This is a genomic window from Pseudomonas sp. CNPSo 3701 (genome assembly GCF_028674975.1).
GTDB lineage: Bacteria > Pseudomonadota > Gammaproteobacteria > Pseudomonadales > Pseudomonadaceae > Aquipseudomonas > Aquipseudomonas straminea.
The window spans coordinates 354,105-375,055 of the sequence record NZ_JAQZSI010000008.1; the positions used below are offsets into that span (position 1 = coordinate 354,105).

Consider the following 20,951-nt stretch of genomic DNA (forward strand, 5'->3'; position numbering starts at 1 on the left):
AGGCCATACTGAGCTTCCTTTCACTCACACAAGGATTCGCGGATGAACATATTTCACAAAGTAGCGGGTGTCGGTCTGCTGTCCTGCGCCCTCGTGCAGGGCGCCTGGGCGCAAGAGCCGGCGAGCTGCAAGCAGGTCCGTTTCGCGGAAATCGGCTGGGCCGATATCGCCGCCACCACCGGCGTGGCCATGACCCTGACCGAAGGTCTGGGTTACACGCCGCGCAAGACCATGGCTTCGGTGCCGATCGCCTTCACCGGCGTGAAGAACAAGCAGATCGACGTGTTCCTCGGCTACTGGGCGCCCTCGATGGACTCGGTGATCGAGCCCTTCACCAAGGACAACAGCGTCAAGGTATTGGCCAAGCCGAACCTGGAAGGCGCCAAGTACACCCTGGCGGTCCCGACCTACGCAGCTGAAGCGGGCCTGAAGAGCTTTCAGGACATCGCCAAGTTCAAGGATCAGCTGGGCGGCAAGATCTACGGTATCGAGCCGGGTAACGACGGCAACCTGCTGATCGACGGCATGATCAAGAAGAACGAGTTCGGCCTGGGCGACTTCAAGATGGTCGAGTCCAGCGAAGCCGGCATGCTGGTGCAGGTGCAACGTGCAATCCGCAAGAAGGAGCCGGTGGTGTTCCTGGGCTGGGCGCCGCACCCGATGAACACCCAGTACGACATGACCTACCTGTCCGGTGGTGACGACGTATTCGGCCCCGACTACGGCGCGGCCAAGGTCTACACCGTGGTGCCGACCGACTACGAACAGCGCTGCGGCAACGTCGGCAAGCTGCTGAACAACCTGCAGTTCAACGTCGAGATGGAAAGCCAGCTCATGGAGAAGGTGCTCGACAAGCAGGACCCAGCCGCCGTCGCCAAGGAGTGGATCAAGGCCAACCCGCAGGTGCTCGACGCCTGGCTGCAGGGCGTGACCACCTTCGATGGTCAGGATGGCGCCGCTGCCGTGAAGAAATTCGTCGGGCTGTAAGCGCCCGCACAAACCGCGATCCGGCTGCCTGCGGCCGGGTCACGTACAGACCGGCGATGCCTCACGCATCGCCGGTCTGCCGGGGGGCAGCCCTCGGCGCACGCTGTCCACGGGGCCTGGCCCTGTGCAGCCAGAGCCGCAAGGCCCGCGATCAGAACGAGCCAGTAAACCACCTGAACTGCCACTCACTGATGGAGCTACACCTTATGAAGAATTTCAAACGTCTCTGCCTACAGAGTCTCGGTGTCGCCGCTTTGGCACTGGGCATGTCCAGCGCCATGGCGGCGGACAAACCAGCCCTCAAGATCGGCTACGTGAATGGCTGGGACGATAGCGTCGCCGTCACCCACGTTGCGGGTGAAATCCTCAAGACCAAACTGGGTTACGACGTGACCCTGCAGCCCGTCGAGCCGGCCATCATGTGGCAGGGCGTCGCCCGCGGCGACCTGGACGCTACCCTCTCCGCCTGGCTGCCCGCCACCCACGGCGAGTACTACGAGAAGCTCAAGGACAAGGTGACCGTACTGGGCACCAACTACGACGGCGCCAAGATCGGCCTGATCGTTCCCGAATACGTTGAAGCCAAGACCATCGCCGACCTGGAAAAATACGCCAAGGACTTCGATGGCAAGATCACCGGTATCGATGCCGGCGCCGGCGTGATGCGCCGCACCGAAGAAGCGATCAAGGAATACGACCTCAAGAGCATGAAGCTGATGCCGAGCTCCGGCCCGGCCATGACCACTGCCCTGACCCGTGCCGAGAAATCCAAGAAGCCGATCGTGGTGACCGGCTGGATTCCGCACTGGATGTTCGCGCAATGGAAACTGCGCTTCCTGGAAGACCCGAAAAACGTCTTCGGTGAAGCCGAGCACGTCGACACCGTCGCCAACCCGGGCCTGGAAGCCAAGGCGCCGGAAGCGGCTGCCTTCCTCAAGAAGATCTCCTGGAGCGCCGAGGAAGTGGGTTCGGTGATGCTGGCCATCCGCGACGGCGTGAAGCCGGACGAAGCGGCCAAGCAGTGGATCGAGAAGAACCCGGACCGCGTGGCCGAGTGGCTGAAATAAGCTGACGCCGCTTACGTCGTTCCCCGGAAATGCCAGTCAGTTCGCTGACTGGCATTTTTGTTTCTGCCCTTTTTCACGACTGACGCTCTACATCTGGTGGTTCGGCTTCCCTATCGCCATATATTTTTGTATACAGCGATATCGCCACTGGCCGCCGTTCGTGGCCTCGCGCTCAGGAGCCCGTCATGCGCCACCGTCTCGCCCGCCCGCTTCTCGCACTGTGCGCCAGCTTTGCCATGGTCGGCAGCGCTCATGCCGACCAGGTTCAAGTGGCCGTCGCCGCCAACTTCACCGCGCCGATGCAGGCCATCGCCCACGCCTTCGAGCAGGTCACCGGGCACAGCGTACAGGCGTCCTACGGCGCTACCGGGCAGTTCTACGCACAGATCAGCAATGGCGCGCCGTTCGAAGTGTTCCTGTCCGCCGATGACAGCACACCCGCCAAGCTCGAGCAGGAGGGCCAGAGCGTGCCGGGCTCGCGCTTCACCTACGCTATCGGCACACTGGTGCTGTGGTCGCCGCAAGCAGACTTCGTCGATGACCAGGGCGCGGTGCTGGAGAAAGGCGCCTTTAAGCACCTGTCCATCGCCAACCCGAAAGCCGCGCCCTATGGCCTGGCGGCAACCCAGACCCTCGACAAGCTTGGCCTGAGCGACAAGCTCAAGAGCAAGATCGTCGAGGGCCAGAACATCACCCAGGCGCTGCAGTTCGTCTCCACCGGCAACGCCGAGCTGGGTTTCGTGGCCCTTTCCCAGGTTTACAAGGACGGCCAGATCACCAGCGGCTCCGCCTGGGTGGTGCCGGAGACGATGTACAAGCCGATCCGCCAGGATGCGCTGATCCTCAAGAAGGGCGAAGCCAACCCGGCCGCCAAGGCATTGATCGAGTACCTGAAAGGGCAGAAAGCCGCCGAGATCATCAAGGCTTATGGCTACAAGCTGTAGAGAGCATGTCCGTGATCTTCTGCGGGTCGGTGCCGCAAGAGACTGCTATGTGGCAGGAGCGTTCGTTCACATAACTCGTAGGAGGGGCTTTAGCCCCGAGCTCTTTGCACCCTCATAAAGCTCGGAGCTAAAGCTGCTCCTAGCAAGAGCGGCGGCGCCCCCTGCTTTTCACAGCCCTCCGTTTGCAATGCCGGAACCTGCATCGGAAGATCGGCATCCGGCTGTGGCACCCGTCTCACCACCAACTCTTGAAAGGCCATCGAATGCCCCTGGGCCCCAATGACTTCGCCGCCATTCTCCTCACCCTGGAACTGGCCACCCTGACCACGGTGCTGTTGCTGCTGGTGGGCACGCCCATCGCCTGGTGGCTGGCGCGCACCGACTCCTGGCTGAAGCGGCCGATCGGCGCCATCGTCGCTCTGCCGCTGGTACTGCCACCGACGGTGATCGGCTTCTACCTGCTGATCAGCATGGGCCCCAACGGCTTCTTCGGCCAACTGACCCAGGCACTCGGCCTGGGCACCCTGACCTTCACCTTCGCCGGGCTTCTGATCGGCTCGGTGTTCTATTCCCTGCCGTTCGTGGTACAGCCGCTGCAGAACGCCTTCGAGGCCATAGGCCGCGCCCCGCTCGAGGCCGCTGCCACGCTGCGCGCCGGGCCCTGGGATACCTTCTTCAGCGTGGTACTGCCGCTGGCCAGGCCAGGCTTTCTCACCGCGGCGATTCTCGGCTTCGCGCACACCGTCGGCGAGTTCGGCGTGGTGCTGATGATCGGCGGCAACATCCCCGGCAAGACCCAGGTCGCTTCGGTACAGATCTACAACCATGTGGAAACCATGGAGTACGCCCAGGCCCATTGGCTGGCCGGCGGCATGGTGGCGTTCTCCTTCCTGGTGCTGCTGGCGCTCTACTCCAGCAACCGCCGCGCGCAGAGGGCCTGGACATGAACGACCTGCAGATCCACGCCCGCTTCACCCTCAGCCATCCTGGCTTCACGCTGGACGTCGACCTGCAACTGCCCGGCCGCGGCGTCAGCGCGCTGTTCGGCCACTCCGGTTCGGGCAAGACCACAGTACTGCGCTGCGTCGCCGGGCTGGAGCGATCTGGCAGTGGTTACCTGAAGGTCAACAGCGAAACCTGGCAGGACAGCGCCAACGGCATCTGGCTCCCCGCCCACCAGCGCCCGGTCGGCTACGTGTTCCAGGACGCCAACCTGTTTCCCCACCTGTCGGTGCGGCGCAACCTGGAGTTCGGTTTCAAGCGCATCGCGAAGACCGCGCGACGCGTACCCTTCGAGCAGGCGGTCGAACTGCTCGGCATCGGCCACTTGCTCGACCGCCTGCCCGATCGTCTCTCCGGCGGTGAACGCCAGCGCGTCGGCATGGCCCGCGCCCTGCTCACCAGCCCGCGCCTGCTGCTGATGGACGAACCCCTGGCAGCGCTGGATCTCAAGCGCAAGGGCGAAGTGCTGCCCTATCTGGAGCGTCTGCATGACGAGCTCGACATTCCGATTCTCTACGTCAGCCACGCGCCGGACGAGGTGGCGCGCCTCGCCGATCATCTGGTGGTGCTCGACGAAGGCAGCGTCACGGCCAGCGGGCCGCTCAAGGAAACCCTGATCCGCAATGACTTGCCATTCATCTTCGAGGACGAAGCCGAAGCGGTGATCGACGGGCTCGTCGCCCACCATGATGGCCACTATGGGCTGCTCGGCATCGACCTGGCCGGCACCACGGCCAGCCTGCGGTTGGCGCACGCGCCGCTGCCGGCTGGACGTTCGGTGCGCATCAAGATCAAGGCCCGCGACGTCAGCCTGAGCCTCGAGCAGGCCCGCGACAGCAGTGTGCTGAATCTGCTGCCGGTGACGGTGCAACGCTGGTTCGACCTGCCCAACCCGGCGCACTGCCTGGTGGAGCTGCAGCTGGGCGATCAGCGCATCATCGCGCGCATCACCCGCTACTCGTTCGATCAGCTGAGAATTCAGGCCGGGCAGGCGTTGTGGGCACAGGTGAAATCGGTGTCGTTGCTAGCGTCGTAGCCGCGTAAAGGTGAAAAGCTGCAGAACGCGCCTTAGCCGCTCACACAGAATCACCACACGCCACCAATTCGTAGGGTGGGTGGAGTGGCGCCAAACCATGTACTGGGATAACCGCGATCTCGGCGCGCCGCGTAACCCACCAACCGATAGAGCGCGTTACACCGATGGCGGGTTACGGCGCGGCAAATCAGAGCTATGCCCACCCATGCAACAAGCGCCTTCACCCACCCTACGCCCCACAAACTGCAATTCGCTGCTCGGCACGTCGTAGCAACTCACGCAACGAGGCCAACTGCTGGGCATCGCCTTCATCGGCCAGTTGCTGGAGGGCATGCTCGATCCGCGTCAAAGGCGGTGCGACCGGCAGGTTGAGGTGCCGCGCCTCGATCTGCTCGGCCCCGCACACCAGCAGGGCAAAATGCACCACGTTCTCCAGCTCCCGCGTGTTACCCGGCCAGTCATGCCGTTCCAGCACCTTCTGGGCGGCCAGGCTGATAGTCGGCAACGGCAGGCGCAAGCGCTGGGTGTAAATACCCAGGAAATACTCGGCCAGGGGCAGCACATCGCCGACCCGCTCACGCAGTGGCGGTAATTGCAGATGGCCGTCACTGAGGTAATGGGCCAGACGCTCGTCGAACTTGCCGGCCTCGACCGCCCGCCACAGGTCGATGCTGGTCGCCGCGACCAGCCGCACATCCACAGGCGTCGGCGCCGATGCGCCGACACGCCAGGCCTCGCCAGTTTCCAGCACGCCCAGCAGCTGCCCCTGCAACGCCAGCGGCAGGTCGGCGATCTCGTCCAGATACAGGGTGCCGCCGTTGGCCGAGCCCAGCCAGCCGGCGCGACTGCTCGGTGCACTCTGATGGGCGCCAGCGGTGTAGCCGAACAACTCGGCCTCGCCATGGTTGGGGCTCAGGCTGCTGCAACTCAGCGCCACGAACAGGCCCGGGCGCTCGCTGGAGCGATGAATGTGGCGGGCCAACAGCTCCTTGCCGGTGCCGGTTTCACCCTCGATCAGAATGGGTACCGGCAAGCCGGCGAGGCGCTCGACCTCCTCACGCAATTGCCGGGTACGTGGATCGACGAATACCAGCGCCTTGGCACGAATGCTCAGCGGGCTCTTGTCGGCGTCGGGAAAAATCAGCAGCGACGGGTCGGCTACCGTAGACAGGCTCATAGATGACTCTCCATGACGGTCAGGCCGCGAAAGGCCAGGCAGCGACTACCGATCAGGCACGCAGGCGCAGTTGCTGTTCGATGCGGCTCTGCAGGCGGAACAGGTAAGCGAACCCCTGATCCCAACGCTGGTGACCGGATTTCACGTTGATGTGCCCGGCGCCGCTGAGAATGGCGACTTCGCTGCCCCAATCCCGGGCCAGTTCGATGGCCCGTGCGGCGCTGGCGGCCGAGTCGTTGTCGGAGCCCACCAACTGGCTGGGAAAGGGCAGTGTCTGGCGCGCGATCGGCGCGAAATTGCGCAACGCCTCCGGGCAGTTGGCGCGTTCCACGTCGGCCGGCGCCACCAGCAGCGCACCGCGCACGCGGCGTATGGAGGCCGTTGCCGCCTGAGCAGCCCAGCGGGCGACGGTGACGCAGCCCAGGCTATGGGCAATCAGGATCGCCGGACGCGGATCGGCGGCGATCTGCCGTTCCAGCGCAGCGACCCACTCCTCTCGGCGTGGCGCCAGCCAGTCCAGCTGCTCGACCCGCGCACTATTGGGCAGGCTGCGTTGCCAGTGGCTCTGCCAATGGTCATCACCCGAGCCCTGCCAGCCAGGGACGATCAGGTAGCGAACCGCTTCACTGCGCATAGGGCGCCCTCCGTATCTACATGGCCTGCAGTCTACGAGGGCAAAATACGATCTAAAAAGAATAAGAACTTATTTGCTTATTCCCTAACCCTGCTTCCCTCGGTACTAGAACGCAGAACGTCACATATTCTCTAAAGATATATAAATGTTCTTAAACAGTATTTTTAAGAATATTTCAGGCTGCTTAGTATCCGCTCCACGCCCCGCCACCGACAGCCGTCGCACCACGATTCGAGGGCAAGGAGCCACAACCATGACCGCCACGCTTCGCAATCTGGAAGGCCAGGATGACGCCACCATCCTGCGCGAAATCCAAAGCGCCCTGACCGGCCTCAAGTTCGGCTCGGTGGAAATCACCGTGCACAACGGCCAAGTAGTACAGATCGAGCGCAAGGAAAAATTCCGCCTCCAGCAGCCCGGCAGCAAGAACGCCTGAGCGCCTTTCGCCAACCCAACCACGGGCAGCCACGCATGAACCGCTACCAGTACTGCCGATGTAACCCGCGAATGCCGGCCTAGAGAGCAGCCATCGCACCGCCAGACACACAACACCGAATTCAGTATTCAGGAGCATCACCATGTCCATCCGCCGTTTCGCACTCGCTGCACTCGCCAGCGCCCTGGTTGCCGGCCCGGTAGCGGCCCAGACCCTGCTCAACGTGTCCTACGACCCGACCCGTGAGCTGTATGTGGAATTCAACAAGGCCTTCAACAAGCACTGGCAGGAACAAGGCAACGAGCCGCTGACCATCCAGCAGTCCCATGGTGGTTCGGGCAAGCAGGCTCGCGCCGTGATCGACGGCCTGCAGGCCGACGTGGTGACCCTGGCGCTATCCGGTGACATCGACGCGCTGAACCTCAACCAACCGCTGATCGACAAGGACTGGCAGAAGCGTCTGGCCGACAACAGCACGCCGTACACCTCGACCATCGTGTTCCTGGTGCGCAAGGGCAACCCGAAAGGCATCAAGGACTGGGATGACCTGGTCAAGGATGGCGTCGAGATCATCACCCCGAACCCGAAAACCTCAGGCGGTGCACGCTGGAACTTCCTCGCGGCCTGGGCGTACGCCAAGAAGAAATACGGCAGCGACGAGAAGGCCCTGGAGTACGTGACCGAGCTGTATCGCCACGCCCCGGTACTCGACACTGGCGCCCGTGGCGCGACCATCAGCTTCGTGCAGCGTGGCCTGGGCGACGTACTGCTGGCCTGGGAGAACGAGGCCTACCTGTCGCTGGCCGAAGAAGGCGGTGACCAACTGGAAATCGTCACGCCGTCACTGTCCATCCTCGCCGAACCGCCCGTGGCCGTCGTCGACAAGAACGTCGACCGCAAAGGCACCCGCAAGGCCGCCGAGGCCTACCTGCAGTACCTGTACAGCGAAGAAGGCCAGCGCATCGCCGCGAAGAACTTCTACCGCCCGCGTGATGCCAAGGTGGCAGCCGAGTTCAAGGATCAGTTCAAAGACCTCGAGCTGGTCACCATCGACAAGGACTTCGGCGGCTGGGCCAAGGCTCAACCCAAGTACTTCGACGATGGCGGCGTGTTCGATGACATCTTCAAGAAGATCAACCAGTAAGTTCAGCTGATCGATCTGGCCCGCCATTGACCAACGCAATGGCGGGCCTTGCTGTGGACCTGATCAAAAGGACTCTCCATGTCTCGTCGAACCTCCTCGGTCATACCCGGCTTCGGGCTGACTCTGGGCTACACGCTTACCTACCTGGCGCTGATCGTGCTGATCCCGCTGGGCGCCATGTTCGTGTTTTCCATGCAGCTGTCCGCCGAGCAATGGTGGAGCCTGTTGGGTAACCGTCAACTGCAGTTCTCCCTGAAGCTGTCGTTCGGCACCGCCCTGGCGGCTGCGCTGCTCAACGGCATTCTCGGCACCATCATCGCCTGGGTGTTGGTGCGCTACACCTTTCCGGGCCGCCGCCTGATCGACGCCATGGTCGACATGCCGTTCGCCCTGCCCACCGCCGTGGCCGGCATCGCCCTGACCGCGCTATACGCGCCCAACGGCCTGATCGGCTCGCTGTTCCCGTTCAAGATCGCCTATACGCCGCTGGGCATCACCCTGGCACTAGTGTTCGTCACCCTGCCCTTCGTGGTGCGCACCCTGCAGCCGGTGCTGGCCGACATTCCCAAGGAAGTCGAGGAAGCCGCTGCCTGCCTGGGCGCCAAACCGTTCCAGGTGTTCCGCCATGTGCTGCTACCCAGCCTGTTGCCCGCCTGGCTGACGGGCTTCGCCCTGGCCTTCGCCCGCGGCGTGGGCGAGTACGGCTCGGTGGTGTTCATCGCCGGCAACATTCCGCTGAAGACCGAGATCCTGCCGCTGCTGATCGTCTCCAAGCTGGACCAGTACGACTACCCGGGCGCCACCGCCATCGGCGTGATCATGCTGGTGGTCTCGTTCATCCTGCTGCTGCTGATCAACATCCTGCAGCGCCGCATCCAGCCGCAACTCTGAGGAGCCCGTCATGAGCCTTGCAACCCTTGGCAAGAACGCGGCGCGCCCGGCGAGCCGCTCCCCCGGCGCCATCGCCCTGATCGCCGTAGCTTGGGCGGTGTTCGCAGTGATCCTGCTGCTGCCGCTATACATCGTACTGAGCCAGGGCCTGAGCCGCGGCCTGGCATTCTTCTGGGAGGCGATCAGCGAACCGGACGCCATTTCCGCACTCAAGCTGACCCTGCTGGCCACCGCCATCTCGGTGCCGCTGAACCTGGTGTTCGGTGTGGCCGCTGCCTGGGCGGTGACCAAGTTCGAATTCCGCGGCAAGAGCATCCTGATCACCCTGATCGACATGCCCTTCTCGGTGTCGCCAGTAGTCGCCGGCCTGATCTACGTGCTGCTGTTCGGCTCGCAAAGCGTGCTGGCGCCCTATCTGCAGGACCACAACCTGCAGATCGTTTATGCCGTGCCGGGCATCGTGCTGGCGACCATCTTCGTGACCTTTCCCTTCGTGGCCCGCGAGCTGATTCCGCTGATGGAGGAACAGGGCACCACCGAAGAGGAAGCCGCGCGCCTGCTCGGCGCCAACGGCTGGCAGATGTTCTGGCATGTCACGCTGCCTAACGTAAAATGGGCGCTGATTTACGGCGTGGTGCTGTGTACCGCCCGGGCGATGGGCGAGTTCGGGGCGGTGTCTGTGGTTTCCGGCCACATCCGCGGCTACACCAACACCCTGCCGCTGCATATCGAGATTCTCTACAACGAATACAACATCGTCGCTGCGTTCAGCGTCGCCATCCTGCTGCTGGTGATGGCCCTGATCGTCCTGCTGCTGCGCCAGTGGAGCGAAGCGCGCCTGAGCCGCCAGCTCAAGGCCAACGACGACTGAAACCCTTATCGCCGGCGCCGCGCCCCTGCGCGAACCGGCCAGACCGACACAGGCGTATCCCATGAGTATCGAAGTCAGCGGCATCAACAAGCACTTTGGCCAGTTCAAGGCGCTCAACGACATCAACCTCAACATCCAGAGCGGCGAGCTGGTCGCCCTGCTCGGCCCGTCCGGCTGCGGCAAGACCACCCTGCTGCGCATCATCGCCGGCCTGGAAACTCCGGATAGCGGCAACATCGTGTTCCACGGCGAAGACGTTTCCGAACATGACGTGCGTGATCGCAAGGTCGGCTTCGTGTTCCAGCACTACGCCCTGTTCCGCCACATGACGGTATTCGACAACGTCGCCTTCGGCCTGCGCATGAAGCCCAAGGGCGAGCGCCCCAACGAAAGCACCATCAAGAAAAAGGTCCACGACCTGCTCGGTCTGGTGCAGCTCGACTGGCTGGCCGACCGCTACCCGGAGCAGCTCTCCGGCGGCCAGCGCCAGCGTATCGCCCTGGCTCGCGCCCTGGCGGTCGAGCCGAAAGTGCTGCTGCTCGACGAGCCCTTCGGCGCCCTCGACGCCAAGGTGCGTAAAGAGCTACGTCGCTGGCTGGCGCGCCTGCACGAGGAAGTGCACCTGACTTCGGTGTTCGTGACCCATGACCAGGAAGAAGCCATGGAAGTGGCCGACCGCATCGTGGTGATGAACAAGGGCGTGGTCGAGCAGATCGGCTCACCGGCCGAGGTCTACGAGAAACCGGCCAGCGACTTCGTCTACCACTTCCTCGGTGACGCCAACCGCCTGTACGTCGGCGACGGCCACCACGTGCTGTTCCGCCCCCATGAAGTGAGTCTCTCCACCGAAGCACTGGAAGGCCATCAGGCCGGCGAGGTACGCGATATCCGCCTGCTCGGCGCCATCACTCGCATTACCCTGAAGGTCGAAGGCCAGGACGAGCTGATCGAAGCCGAAGTGGCCAAGGATCACGTCAGCCTCAACGACCTGGGCCGTGGCACCGTGCTGTACTTCAAGCCCAAGGGTGGCAAGCCGGTAAGCACCGGGGCCTGACGGCATCTAGGACTGTGGGAGCGGGCGGGGACGCCCAGTTTATGCCCGCGAGATCACGGCCATGGGCCGTTCCCACAGGGATCGCGGGCGGCCTCTAACTCAGTGTATAAACCCCGCTCTTGTGGGAGCGCGCCATGCGCGCGATTCGCGGGCACGGCCCGCTCCCACAGATAGCCCACAAACGCTACCTTGCCTCAGGCCACCTTGCGATCACGTATGCAGGTCGGCCCGGCCCGCTCGACCACCTGATGCTCGATTTCCTGGCGCAGGCCAAGCAGAAAGGCCGCCTCGGCGACCACGAACAGCGGCCCGATGATCAGCCCCATCAGGTCGTCGACGAATGCCGGCTTGCGGCCTTCGTAGAAATGGCCGACGAACTGGATGATCCAGCCGACCACGAACAACCCCAGGCCCATGCTCAGCCATAGCGCCGTGCCGGCCATCGCCAACCCGGCGCTGAACCACAGGCACACGCCCAGCAAGGCGCCCATCACCACACCGAAGCGGACGTCCAGGCGCAAGTAGAACAGGGTGCTGAGCAGCGCGGCCAGGGTGGCCGGCGAGAGCCACAGACCGCCCACCAAAAGGCCCGGTCGCGACAGCAGCACGGTAACGGCCAGCACGATCATCGGAATGCCGACGAAGTGGGTGACGATATTGCGACGGTCGCGGTGATAGGCCGCGTATTGGGCGAGGTGATCCACCAGGGTTTTCATTGTTGTTATCCTCTCGGGGTGCGTGCAACCTCATCATGGCGCGGCTCGTGCGCCAGCACTGTCAGCTAGCCGACAAAGCGGAATTTCCATGAACGATCTGCGCGACACCTTGCTTCAAGGCCAATGGTTCGCCGCGTTGCCGCCTGCCTTGCAACAGGCGTTGCTGGCGCAAGGCAGGCTGCTGAGCCTGGAGGCCGGGCAGCGCCTGTTCAGCCGCGGCGATGCGCCCAGCGGGCTGTACGCCGTATTGAAGGGCGCCATGCGCGTCGGCAGCGTGGGTGCCGACGGTCGGGAAGCGCTTCTGGTGCTGGTGGAAGCGCCGCACTGGTTCGGCGAGATCGCCCTGTTCGACGGCCAGCCACGCACCCATGACGCCGTCGCCGAAGGCGCCAGCACCCTGCTCCACGTATCCCAGGCAGGCCTGCTGGCCCTGCTCGACACCCATCCCGTCTACTGGCGCGACCTCGCCCTGCTGATGGCTCACAAGGTGCGCCTGGCCTTCATCGCACTCGAGGAGATCAGCCTGCTACCCGCCGCGCAGCGTCTGGCGCGGCGCCTGCTGCTAATCGCCGAGGACTATGGCGAAACCCAGGGCCCGCGGCGCATCATCCACCTGTCACAGGAGCAACTGGCGGCGATGCTGGCCATCTCCCGGCAGACCGCCAATGGCGTACTCAAGGACCTGCAGGCCCGCGGTATCGTCAGGCTGACCTACGGCGAAATCGAGATTCTCGACCTGGATGAACTGCGCAAGGCCGCGCAGTGAACCATGAAGCTTTTGTGACAGCAGAACCAATGGCCAAGCGCCATGTCCTTATTGATTCTCCAGACCCCAGGCCCGCTGAATGAACAGCGGCCGCGAACGATCCAGGATGCCGTTGCCAGACTCTGCCCTCGTTACCGACCTGCCCGACGTACTCGCCGGCCCGCTTCTGCGCCGGCTGGAGCCGGGCCGCCTGGTGCTCTGGCTGGTCGCCAGCCGCCCGCTGCAACTGACGCTGCGCCTGGCACACGGCGAGCAGCCCGCCAGCGATCAGCCGCTGGGCGACGATGCCTGCCAGCGCCTGGTGGTCGGTGAGCACGCGGTCATCCACCTGATCGACCTGCACCTCGACACGCCGCTGCCCCAGGACACCCGGATCGACTACGACCTGCTGATCGACGGCGCCCAGGGCATCGCCGAGTGGGCCGCGCACCTGCTGTACGACGGCGCGACCTGCCCCAACTTCGTGCTGCGCGCGCGCATCGATCAGCTGCTGCATGGCTCCTGCCGCAAACCGCACCATGCCGCCAATGACGGGCTACTGTGTGCCGACCGCCTGCTGGCCGCGCCCCATGCGCCCCACGAGCGGCCTGCCCTGCTGATGCACAGCGGTGACCAGGTGTATGTCGACGATGTCGCCGGCCCGATGCTGTACGCCATCCACCAATTGATCGAGCGTCTGGGCCTGTACCACGAATGGCTCGAAGGCGCCGTCATCGACGACAGCACCGAGCTCTACCGCCATCCGGCCAGCTACTACCACCGCGCCGACCTGTTGCCGGCGCTGAAGAGCAACGAAACCCTGCGCGAGCGCTTCTTCGGCGGCACGGAAAAGCCCATCTTCACCAGCAGCAATGCCGACAACCACCTGGTCACCCTGGCCGAAGTGCTGGCCATGTACCTGCTGGTGTGGTCACCCACGCCCTGGCAGCTGCTCGATAACGCGGCGCCCGAGCTGAGCGCCGAAGACGCGCAGCGCTACGACAGCGAGCGGGCCTGCATCGCGGCCTTCGTCGACAACCTGGGTGACGTGGCGCGAGTGCTGGCGCACCTGCCGAACCTGATGATCTTCGATGACCACGACATCACCGACGACTGGAACCTGTCGGCGCAGTGGGAGGAAACCGCCTACGGCCATCCTTTCTCCAAGCGCATCATCGGTAACGCGCTTATCGGCTACCTGCTGTGCCAGGGCTGGGGCAATGACCCGGACGCTTTCGCCGAACCGCTGGCCAATGCCCGTGCGCTGTGCGAGCGAGCGCAAGACACCGGGCTGGACAGCCCGGCCCAGGACCGCCTGATCGACGAGTTGATGAGTTTCCAGCACTGGCATTACGTGCTGCCCAGCAGCCCGGCGCTGCTGGTGCTCGATACCCGCACCCGCCGCTGGCGCAGCGAGCGCAACCTCAAGCGGCCATCCGGGCTGCTGGACTGGGAAGCGCTCAGCGAACTGCAGCAAAACCTGCTCGACCACCCGAGCGCCATCATCGTCTCGCCGGCGCCGATGTTCGGGGTCAAGCTGATCGAAGCCGTGCAGCGGGTATTCAGCTGGGCTGGCCACCCGCTGATGGTCGACGCGGAAAACTGGATGGCCCACCGCGGCGCGGCCAGCGTGATGATGAACATCTTCCGCCACTCGCGCACACCCCGGGACTACGTGGTGCTTTCTGGCGACGTGCACTACTCGTTCTTCTACGAGGTCAAGGTACGGCACCGGTTGCACGGCCCGACCATCTGGCAGATAACCAGCAGCGGTGTGAAGAACGAATTCCCACGCCGCCTGCTGAACGTCTTCGACCGACTCAATCGCTGGCTGTACGCGCCCTCGTCGCCGCTCAACTGGCTGACCAAGCGCCGGCGCATGCAGGTGTTTCCGCACATCCCCAAGCACAGCAAATCGGGCGAACGCCTGTGGAACTCCGCCGGCCTCGGCCAGGTTTTCTTCAATGCCGAAGGCCAGCCCAGCCACGTGTTCCAGCTCAACGCCGACGGCTCACCGCGCACCGAGTTCATCGACGACCGCGATGAAATCACCGAAAGCAGCGAGGCGGCGAAACACATTTAGGTAAAAACCCTCAAGCACCATCAGCGCAGCCTTTCCAGCATCTGGTAGTACCACATGCCCGCCGCCAGCATCGGGTGGCCGAGCTGGTCGCCCAGCGGCACCTTGATGTGTTTGCAGGCGGCGAAGGTGTCGAACTGCTCCAGGTCACCGGTGATGGCCTTGGCCATGATCTCGCCCATGATGTGACTGGTCGCCACGCCGTGGCCGGAATAGCCCTGGCAGTACCAGACGTTGCCGGACAGCTTGCCCAGCTGCGGGATGCGGTTCATCACGATGCCCATGGCGCAGCTCCACTGGAAATCGATCTGCACGCCCTTGAGCTGCGGGAAGGTGCGCTCGATGCACGGGCGCAGCTCGCCGGCGATGTCGCGTGAGTCGCGCCCGGAGTAGTTGGCGCCGCCGCCGAACAGCAGGCGACCATCGCCGGTCAGGCGGTAGTAGTCGAGCACGAAGCGGCAGTCGTACACCGCGAGATCATGCGGGTTGATCGCCTCGATCAGCTCGGCGCTCAGCGGCGCGGTAGTAACGATGCCGCCCATGGCCGGGAAAATCAGGCCCTTGAGCTTGCGCCGCTCCAGCTTGTGGTAGACGTCGCCGGCCAGCAGCACCTGCTTGGCCTCGATGCGCCCGCCCGTGGTGACCACTGCCGGACGCGGCCCGTGGACGATCTCCAGCACCTCGGAATGTTCGAAGATCAGCGCGCCCAGGCTCTCGGCGGCCTTGGCCTCGCCGAGGCACAGGTTGAGCGGGTGCAGGTGCATGTTGCGGGTGTTCTTCAGCGCGCCGCAGTACAGGTCGCTGCCCAGTTGCGCACGCACGCCAGCAGCGTCGAGCAGGGTGACATCGGCCTCCATGCCACGGCGCAGCGCTTCGTCGTAGGTGGCCTTGAGCTCGTCCATATGGCTGGCTTTCATCGCCGTATGCAGGTGGCCGTGCTTGAGGTCGCAGTCGATGCCGTACCTGGCCACGCGGCTCTTGATGATCTCGTGGCCGCGCCAGCGCAGGTGCCAGATGAAGTCGTCCACCTCGTCGCCGAGGGTATTGCGCATCTGCTTGCGCATGGCTTCGTCGCCGGAGAGGCTGCCGGTGACCTGGCCGCCGTTGCGCCCGCTGGCGCCCCAGCCGACCTTGTTGGTTTCCACCACGGCCACCTTGAGGCCGCGCTCGGCCAGCTCCACTGCCGTGGCGATGCCGGTGAAACCGCCGCCGATGATGGCCACGTCAACGGTCACGCTGCCTTGCAGGGTCGGGTAGTCGCTCTCGAAATTCAGCGAGGCCGCGTAGTAGGACGGCGCGCGTTCCGCGGCGGGTTTGACGGATTGATTGCTTGCGTTCATTGCATGTCCTTGAGGTGCATTCACACCGATGAAATCGGTCATCGCGGCTAGACCACTCCCACAGAGCGCTTGCGTAGGAGGGGCCGGGCGGCGATCCGCTTCAGCCCCGAGCCTTTTAAACAGAAGCCATCAGGCGTTGCTCAGGTACCAGCGCCAATCCTGCTCGCTGACCTCGCCCATGAACTGGCGGTATTCGGCGCGCTTGATCGCCAGATACACCTTGAGAAACGCCTCGCCAAAAGCCTCACGAGCCCACTCGGAGTGCTCCAGCGCTTGGATCGCCGCCGACCATTGGGTAGGAAGGTGCTCGGTGGCCTGGGCGTAGCCGTTGCCCTCGACCGGCGCTCCGGGGTCCAGCGCCTCGCGGATGCCTCGGTGAATCCCGGCCAGAATCGCCGCGGCGGCAAGATATGGGTTGGCATCGGCGCCGCAGATACGGTGCTCGATGTGCCGGGTATTCGCAGGGCCACCGGGCACGCGCAAGCTGACGGTGCGGTTATCCACACCCCAGGTGGGCGCCAGCGGCGCATAGCTGTTGGCCTGGAAGCGTCGGTAGGAATTGGCGTTGGGGCAGAACAGCAGCAGCGAGTCGAGCAGACTGGCGAGCATGCCGCCGACCGCCTGACGCAACAGCGGCGTGCCGGCCGGATCCTCGCTGGCAAACAGATTCTCGCCCTGCCCGTCGGCCAGGCTCACATGCATGTGCATGCCGGTGCCGGCGATATCGGCGAACGGCTTGGCCATGAAGCAGGCCTGCATGCCATGGGCGTGAGCCACGCCCTTGACCAGACGCTTGTAGCGCACCGCCTGGTCCATGGCCGCGAGTGCCGGGCCGTGCTCCAGGGTGATCTCCACCTGGCCGGGGGCGTACTCGGAAATCGCCGTGCGTGCCGGGATGCCCTGGGCCTTGCAGGCCGCGTAGAGGTCCTTGAGAAACGGCTCGATCTGCTCCAGCTCGCGTAGGCCATAGACCTGGGTCTGCCGCGGACGACTACCGTCGGCGTCCAGGGCCGGCTGCGGGCGCCCCTGGGCGTCGCGTTTCTGGTCGAGCAGGTAGAACTCCAGCTCGCAGGCCATCACCGGATGATAACCCTCGGCTTCGAGCTGCTCGATCACGCGGACCAGCAACTGCCGCGGGTCGGCGGGAGTGGCCGGCAGGCCTTCGCTGGGGTGCATCGACACCTGCACGGCGGCGGTGGGAATCTGCCGCCAGGGCAGGCGCACCAGGCTGCCGGGCAACGGGTAGGCACGGCAGTCGATGTCGCCGACCTCCCAGACTAGGCCGGTGTCCTCGACGTCCTCGCCCTGGATGGACAAACCGAGCATCGTGCTCGGCAGCGGCCGCCCGCTCTGGTACAGCGCCAGCAGTTCCTCGCGGTGCAACAGCTTGCCGCGCGGCACGCCATTGGCATCGAGGATGAACAGTTCGATCAATTCGATATCGGGGTTACCGGCCAGGAAATCCTGGGCTTCCTGCACAGCTGCGAAAGTCGTCATCGCGCACTCGCTTGCGCCAGTCAGGCGCTCGATATCCGCACGGCCGGCTCGCTGTTCGAACCGGCGCACAGGCAGACAAATGGGTATCAGCGGCTGCGGACATGGCGCAGCCATCGGATTCAGCGGGCGGAGAGAGCGTCCGGCGGGCGGGCGTGGCGGCAATGCCAGAGCGCCCAGAAGGCGAGGATCTGCGGCAGCGCCGTGGGTTCGGGCGCCCGTCCCCGCGAGCGCAAGGCTGGCAGGGCAAGAGCGTGGGCAAGGCTGCAGACCGGAATAGACATGCCCGCGAGGCTCGCACGCCGCGACAGTCAGGTTAAATCGTTATTGGCACACCTTCAGGTAGCCAGCGGCTAAACAATCGCGCTCACGGCTCCGGCTTGTAACCCAACCGCAAGCCGCCCCAATGCTTGCCCTGCACATGGATCGGCACCGACAAGTCGTGCATCAGTTCGCCGGTGTCGCGCATATAGGTCTGCAGCAGCACGCGCTGTTGGTGACTGCCGCAGCGAATGCCGGTGCGGTCGTTGAACAGCCGCTTGCTGCGGCTTTTCACGGTGTCCACGGCGCGATCGCCAGTGGGCGGATGGTTGAAGGCCTGATTGTGGGTCGGCACGTAGCCTTCCGGCGTGGTGGCGATGGCGAACACCAGGCCTTCGTGGCGCTTGAGCAGCGGTTCCTGAATGGCCGGCAGCACGCCATCGGCGTAGCTGTCGAAGCGCGTGCGGAATTTGGCCGGGAAGCTGTCGGGGATCGGCTGGTACTGGCGGTCGAACAGATCCGCGAGGCTGATGCGCCCGGCCTGGATGTCGGCCTCGAACTGCCGGCCTATCGCGGCGGCACCCTCCAGTGCCAGGTCGTAGATGCGTTGGTGATAGTCGTCGAGCCCGACGCTGGCCAGCTGCTCGCTGACGCTTTCCGCCTGGCCGACCAATTGCTCGGCGGCCTTGCCCAACTGGCGGGTCTGGTCTTCGCTGCTGCGCACGTCGCCGCGCAGTTGCTCGACCGCCACCAGCAGCTCGGCCAGGTGCCCGTGGTTGCTCGCCGTACCGGCGCTGATCTGCTCGACCTGAGCATCGACATCGGCGGCCAGGTCGGCGATGCCGCGCAATTGCTCGCCAGTGAACTCGATCTGCCGGGCGGCCGCTTCCAGCTCCTCGGCCTGCTGCTGGATATGGCTGACCACCGCCGCACTCTGCTGGCGGATGTCGGCGACCATCTGCCCCACTTCACCGGTAGCACTGGCGGTACGCCCAGCCAGGCTGCGCACTTCGTCGGCGACCACCGCGAACCCGCGCCCCTGCTCACCGGCGCGCGCGGCCTCGATGGCGGCATTGAGCGCCAGCAGGTTGGTCTGGCTGGCGATGGACTGGATGACCTGGGTGACTTGTTCGATCTGCTCGGTCCGCGCGCCAAGGCCGTCGATCAATTCGCGGCTGGCGGCAGCCTGGGCGCTGAGCTGCTGCATGCGACCGATGGCCTGCTGCAGCTCGGTCTGGCCGCTGGCGCTGCTGGCGCGCACCGTCTGCGCGGCACCTAGGGTCTGGCCAGCCCGCTCGGCGTTGCTCTGCTCGGTGCGGGTCACGGCGTGGGCGCCTTCGCTGATCTGCTCGACCGCCGCCAGCTGCGACTGCAGGCGACCAGCCAGTTGCTGCACGGTGAACGCCACCTGGGCGGCGGACAGCGCGTTATGACAGGTGTGTTGCGACAGGCTCTGGCTGAGCGCATCCAGCGAGGCCGCTGGAGTGGCAGCGGCTACCGTGGCCGGGCGCCGCCAGGGGCCGAACCAGGGCCACAGCGCCAAGGCCAGCAAGGCGATCACGCCGACATAGACCGGCATCTGCATCTGCTGCCACACCAGCAGCAGCGCCAGCAGGCCGACCACGTGCAGGGCCAGCGCGAGCCGGTCACGAGTAATTCCAGCGTCCATGGCGAACCTCGTCTTTCTTATTGTGGGGTGATGCGAGCGATAGGCTCTAGCGGCCCGTGTTCAGTAGATCGACCGCACGGGACAAATCCGTAGGCCGAAAAACCAATCCGGTCAGTTGACCACCCCATGATGCGCCGCGCCATGGCACTTTGGTAGCAAAGCGACTGGGGCGCTCAGCGTTCGAGACGGTGGCGTTTGACGAAGGAGCGGTCGAAGTAGTCCTTGCAGCGCCCGTAAAGCTGGCCGCCGGCGCTCCACTGCTGCCAGCCCAGCAGCGCGCCGCCGTCACCGCTGGCCAACAGCAAGGGGCGTTGGCCACGTGCCTTGTAGTCACGCAGCGCGCCGCCGCGCAGGGCCGCCGCCAGGTTGGCGGCGAGCACCGGTACCTGGCGCATCGAATACAAACCGCTCTTGCGCACGCCGGGTAGGTTGGCGCAATCGCCCACGGCGAAGACCTGCGGGTGGGAATGACTTTGCAGCGTCAGGGCGGTGTGCACGAAACCGTCGCCATCGCAGCTCAGGCCGCTGGCGGCGATCCACGGCAGCGCCTGGGCGCCACTGGCCAGCAACAGGCGGCTGCCATGCCACACGGACGCCTCACCGCTGATCAGGCAGTTGCCGTCGATGCGGCTGATCGGGCAATGCTCGCGCACCTGCACGCGGCGCATGCGCAGATGGCCCCAGGCGCGCATGCGCAAGCCGGCGCAGTGCCCGGCCAACAGCGGCTCACCGCAGAACAGCGCCAGCTGCGGTACCTGGTCGGCGAGCGCCAGGGCCATCTCCACACCCGCCACGCCGCCGCCGAGGATTGCCAACGGCTGCGGGTCGCGCTGCCAGGCCTGCCAGCCGGTGATGAAGTGATCCACGGGTTTCACCGCCAGCACGTCCATTCCCTCGCCCTCGCGTGGTGGACAGGCGACCCGGTCACCGACGTTGAGCGACAGCCAGTTGCCCTGCAGCACCCGGTCATCGGCCAGCGTCAGCTGACGTGTCGCGGCGTCCAGCGCGGCAACGGGGGCGACGATCAGCTCGACCTGCGCGGCCTTGCACAGCGCGCCCAGGCCGATCTGGCAATCCTCCGGCGAATAGCGGCCACCGACCAGCCCCGGCAACATGCCGGCGTGCCAGGTGTGCTCAGCACTGGCCAGCAGGGCGATACGGCCCGCCGGCCGCTCGATCAGCGCCCAGCGTCGCAGAACCCCGAGATGGGCCGGGCCTGCGCCTACCAGCAACAGATCATAGTCAGTCATCTACACCGATATCCTTGAGAACCTGGGAGCGATTTGCAGCCGCTTGCGGGCATGCACAGCGAGCTTTGACCGAAATAGCCGCGCAATGATCCCGCTGCCGATGGGGTTGGCAGAGCATGGCGGCAGCAGGCCGCTTCGAGCAAATAAAGAGAC

Annotated in this window: 19 protein-coding genes; 12 read left to right on the forward strand and 7 right to left on the reverse strand. The window is 64.9% G+C overall.

Annotation, left to right across the window (positions count from 1 at the left end):
• Positions 1-42: 42 nt before the first annotated feature.
• From PVA39_RS21600 to modC, 5 genes are all read left to right on the forward strand, one after another.
• Positions 43-987 carry a choline ABC transporter substrate-binding protein gene (locus PVA39_RS21600; protein WP_274125789.1) on the forward strand — a complete coding sequence of 315 codons (945 nt, stop codon included), beginning with the start codon at positions 43-45 and terminating at the stop codon, positions 985-987.
• A 206-nt stretch (positions 988-1,193) separates the two neighbouring features.
• Positions 1,194-2,054, forward strand: a complete 861-nt coding sequence (locus PVA39_RS21605) for a glycine betaine ABC transporter substrate-binding protein (protein ID WP_274125790.1) — start codon at positions 1,194-1,196, stop codon at positions 2,052-2,054.
• A 185-nt stretch (positions 2,055-2,239) separates the two neighbouring features.
• Positions 2,240-2,998: a molybdate ABC transporter substrate-binding protein gene (gene modA / locus PVA39_RS21610; RefSeq protein WP_274125791.1), complete on the forward strand. Its 759-nt coding sequence runs from the start codon at positions 2,240-2,242 to the stop codon at positions 2,996-2,998.
• A gap of 263 nt (positions 2,999-3,261) precedes the next feature.
• The gene (gene modB / locus PVA39_RS21615) at positions 3,262-3,945 is read left to right on the forward strand and encodes a molybdate ABC transporter permease subunit (RefSeq protein ID WP_274125792.1); all 684 of its coding nucleotides are present in this window, start codon (positions 3,262-3,264) and stop codon (positions 3,943-3,945) included.
• Positions 3,942-5,036, forward strand: coding sequence for a molybdenum ABC transporter ATP-binding protein (modC, locus tag PVA39_RS21620; RefSeq protein WP_274125793.1), 1,095 nt, complete (start codon positions 3,942-3,944; stop codon positions 5,034-5,036). Before modB ends, modC begins: the two co-directional genes overlap by 4 nt.
• Before the next feature lie 229 nt (positions 5,037-5,265).
• On the opposite strand, the gene PVA39_RS21625 is transcribed toward modC, so the two are convergent.
• Positions 5,266-6,213 carry a sigma 54-interacting transcriptional regulator gene (locus PVA39_RS21625; protein ID WP_274125794.1) on the reverse strand — a complete coding sequence of 316 codons (948 nt, stop codon included), beginning with the start codon at positions 6,211-6,213 and terminating at the stop codon, positions 5,266-5,268.
• 52 nt (positions 6,214-6,265) lie between these two features.
• Positions 6,266-6,847 carry an alpha/beta hydrolase gene (locus PVA39_RS21630; protein WP_274125795.1) on the reverse strand — a complete coding sequence of 194 codons (582 nt, stop codon included), beginning with the start codon at positions 6,845-6,847 and terminating at the stop codon, positions 6,266-6,268.
• Between the two features lie 253 nt (positions 6,848-7,100).
• On the opposite strand from PVA39_RS21630, the gene oscA reads away from it, so the two are divergent.
• The 5 genes from oscA (at position 7,101) to PVA39_RS21655 (ending at position 11,243) form a co-directional block, all read left to right on the forward strand.
• Complete coding sequence (oscA, locus tag PVA39_RS21635) at positions 7,101-7,283, forward strand: sulfur starvation response protein OscA (RefSeq protein WP_093507600.1); 183 nt, start codon at positions 7,101-7,103, stop codon at positions 7,281-7,283.
• A gap of 142 nt (positions 7,284-7,425) precedes the next feature.
• Complete coding sequence (locus PVA39_RS21640; protein ID WP_274125796.1) at positions 7,426-8,427, forward strand: sulfate ABC transporter substrate-binding protein; 1,002 nt, start codon at positions 7,426-7,428, stop codon at positions 8,425-8,427.
• A gap of 78 nt (positions 8,428-8,505) precedes the next feature.
• Positions 8,506-9,318, forward strand: coding sequence for a sulfate ABC transporter permease subunit CysT (cysT, locus tag PVA39_RS21645; protein ID WP_013793333.1), 813 nt, complete (start codon positions 8,506-8,508; stop codon positions 9,316-9,318).
• Positions 9,319-9,328: 10 nt separating this feature from the next.
• A complete protein-coding gene (gene cysW / locus PVA39_RS21650) occupies positions 9,329-10,189 on the forward strand; it encodes a sulfate ABC transporter permease subunit CysW (RefSeq protein WP_093507606.1) in 861 nt (286 codons plus the stop codon).
• 61 nt (positions 10,190-10,250) lie between these two features.
• The gene (locus PVA39_RS21655; RefSeq protein ID WP_274125797.1) at positions 10,251-11,243 is read left to right on the forward strand and encodes a sulfate/molybdate ABC transporter ATP-binding protein; all 993 of its coding nucleotides are present in this window, start codon (positions 10,251-10,253) and stop codon (positions 11,241-11,243) included.
• 194 nt (positions 11,244-11,437) lie between these two features.
• Here the strand turns inward: PVA39_RS21655 and PVA39_RS21660 are convergent, their stop codons facing one another.
• Complete coding sequence (locus PVA39_RS21660; protein ID WP_274125798.1) at positions 11,438-11,959, reverse strand: Mpo1 family 2-hydroxy fatty acid dioxygenase; 522 nt, start codon at positions 11,957-11,959, stop codon at positions 11,438-11,440.
• An 88-nt stretch (positions 11,960-12,047) separates the two neighbouring features.
• Here PVA39_RS21660 and PVA39_RS21665 point away from each other — a divergent pair, with 88 nt between their 5' ends.
• Entirely contained in the window at positions 12,048-12,725 is a 678-nt protein-coding gene (locus PVA39_RS21665) for a Crp/Fnr family transcriptional regulator (RefSeq protein ID WP_274125799.1), read from the forward strand.
• Between the two features lie 106 nt (positions 12,726-12,831).
• A complete protein-coding gene (locus tag PVA39_RS21670) occupies positions 12,832-14,787 on the forward strand; it encodes an alkaline phosphatase family protein (RefSeq protein WP_274125800.1) in 1,956 nt (651 codons plus the stop codon).
• Between the two features lie 20 nt (positions 14,788-14,807).
• On the opposite strand, the gene PVA39_RS21675 is transcribed toward PVA39_RS21670, so the two are convergent.
• From PVA39_RS21675 to PVA39_RS21690, 4 genes are all read right to left on the reverse strand, one after another.
• Positions 14,808-16,124 carry an NAD(P)/FAD-dependent oxidoreductase gene (locus PVA39_RS21675; RefSeq protein WP_274125801.1) on the reverse strand — a complete coding sequence of 439 codons (1,317 nt, stop codon included), beginning with the start codon at positions 16,122-16,124 and terminating at the stop codon, positions 14,808-14,810.
• A 129-nt stretch (positions 16,125-16,253) separates the two neighbouring features.
• Positions 16,254-17,621 carry a glutamine synthetase family protein gene (locus tag PVA39_RS21680; RefSeq protein WP_274125802.1) on the reverse strand — a complete coding sequence of 456 codons (1,368 nt, stop codon included), beginning with the start codon at positions 17,619-17,621 and terminating at the stop codon, positions 16,254-16,256.
• 364 nt (positions 17,622-17,985) lie between these two features.
• Positions 17,986-19,548: a methyl-accepting chemotaxis protein gene (locus tag PVA39_RS21685; RefSeq protein ID WP_274125803.1), complete on the reverse strand. Its 1,563-nt coding sequence runs from the start codon at positions 19,546-19,548 to the stop codon at positions 17,986-17,988.
• A 173-nt stretch (positions 19,549-19,721) separates the two neighbouring features.
• Positions 19,722-20,798, reverse strand: coding sequence for an FAD-dependent oxidoreductase (locus PVA39_RS21690; RefSeq protein ID WP_147178103.1), 1,077 nt, complete (start codon positions 20,796-20,798; stop codon positions 19,722-19,724).
• Between the last annotated feature and the right edge of the window lie 153 nt (positions 20,799-20,951).

Bases quoted from the DNA above. Each gene is read 5' to 3' on its own strand.
- PVA39_RS21600 (WP_274125789.1), top strand. From the start codon at position 43: ATGAACATATTTCACAAAGTAGCGGGTGTCGGTCTGCTGTCCTGCGCC.
- PVA39_RS21605 (WP_274125790.1), top strand. From the start codon at position 1,194: ATGAAGAATTTCAAACGTCTCTGCCTACAGAGTCTCGGTGTCGCCGCT.
- modA (WP_274125791.1), top strand. From the start codon at position 2,240: ATGCGCCACCGTCTCGCCCGCCCGCTTCTCGCACTGTGCGCCAGCTTT.
- modB (WP_274125792.1), top strand. From the start codon at position 3,262: ATGCCCCTGGGCCCCAATGACTTCGCCGCCATTCTCCTCACCCTGGAA.
- modC (WP_274125793.1), top strand. From the start codon at position 3,942: ATGAACGACCTGCAGATCCACGCCCGCTTCACCCTCAGCCATCCTGGC.
- PVA39_RS21625 (WP_274125794.1), bottom strand. From the start codon at position 6,213: ATGAGCCTGTCTACGGTAGCCGACCCGTCGCTGCTGATTTTTCCCGAC.
- PVA39_RS21630 (WP_274125795.1), bottom strand. From the start codon at position 6,847: ATGCGCAGTGAAGCGGTTCGCTACCTGATCGTCCCTGGCTGGCAGGGC.
- oscA (WP_093507600.1), top strand. From the start codon at position 7,101: ATGACCGCCACGCTTCGCAATCTGGAAGGCCAGGATGACGCCACCATC.
- PVA39_RS21640 (WP_274125796.1), top strand. From the start codon at position 7,426: ATGTCCATCCGCCGTTTCGCACTCGCTGCACTCGCCAGCGCCCTGGTT.
- cysT (WP_013793333.1), top strand. From the start codon at position 8,506: ATGTCTCGTCGAACCTCCTCGGTCATACCCGGCTTCGGGCTGACTCTG.
- cysW (WP_093507606.1), top strand. From the start codon at position 9,329: ATGAGCCTTGCAACCCTTGGCAAGAACGCGGCGCGCCCGGCGAGCCGC.
- PVA39_RS21655 (WP_274125797.1), top strand. From the start codon at position 10,251: ATGAGTATCGAAGTCAGCGGCATCAACAAGCACTTTGGCCAGTTCAAG.
- PVA39_RS21660 (WP_274125798.1), bottom strand. From the start codon at position 11,959: ATGAAAACCCTGGTGGATCACCTCGCCCAATACGCGGCCTATCACCGC.
- PVA39_RS21665 (WP_274125799.1), top strand. From the start codon at position 12,048: ATGAACGATCTGCGCGACACCTTGCTTCAAGGCCAATGGTTCGCCGCG.
- PVA39_RS21670 (WP_274125800.1), top strand. From the start codon at position 12,832: ATGCCGTTGCCAGACTCTGCCCTCGTTACCGACCTGCCCGACGTACTC.
- PVA39_RS21675 (WP_274125801.1), bottom strand. From the start codon at position 16,124: ATGAACGCAAGCAATCAATCCGTCAAACCCGCCGCGGAACGCGCGCCG.
- PVA39_RS21680 (WP_274125802.1), bottom strand. From the start codon at position 17,621: ATGACGACTTTCGCAGCTGTGCAGGAAGCCCAGGATTTCCTGGCCGGT.
- PVA39_RS21685 (WP_274125803.1), bottom strand. From the start codon at position 19,548: ATGGACGCTGGAATTACTCGTGACCGGCTCGCGCTGGCCCTGCACGTG.
- PVA39_RS21690 (WP_147178103.1), bottom strand. From the start codon at position 20,798: ATGACTGACTATGATCTGTTGCTGGTAGGCGCAGGCCCGGCCCATCTC.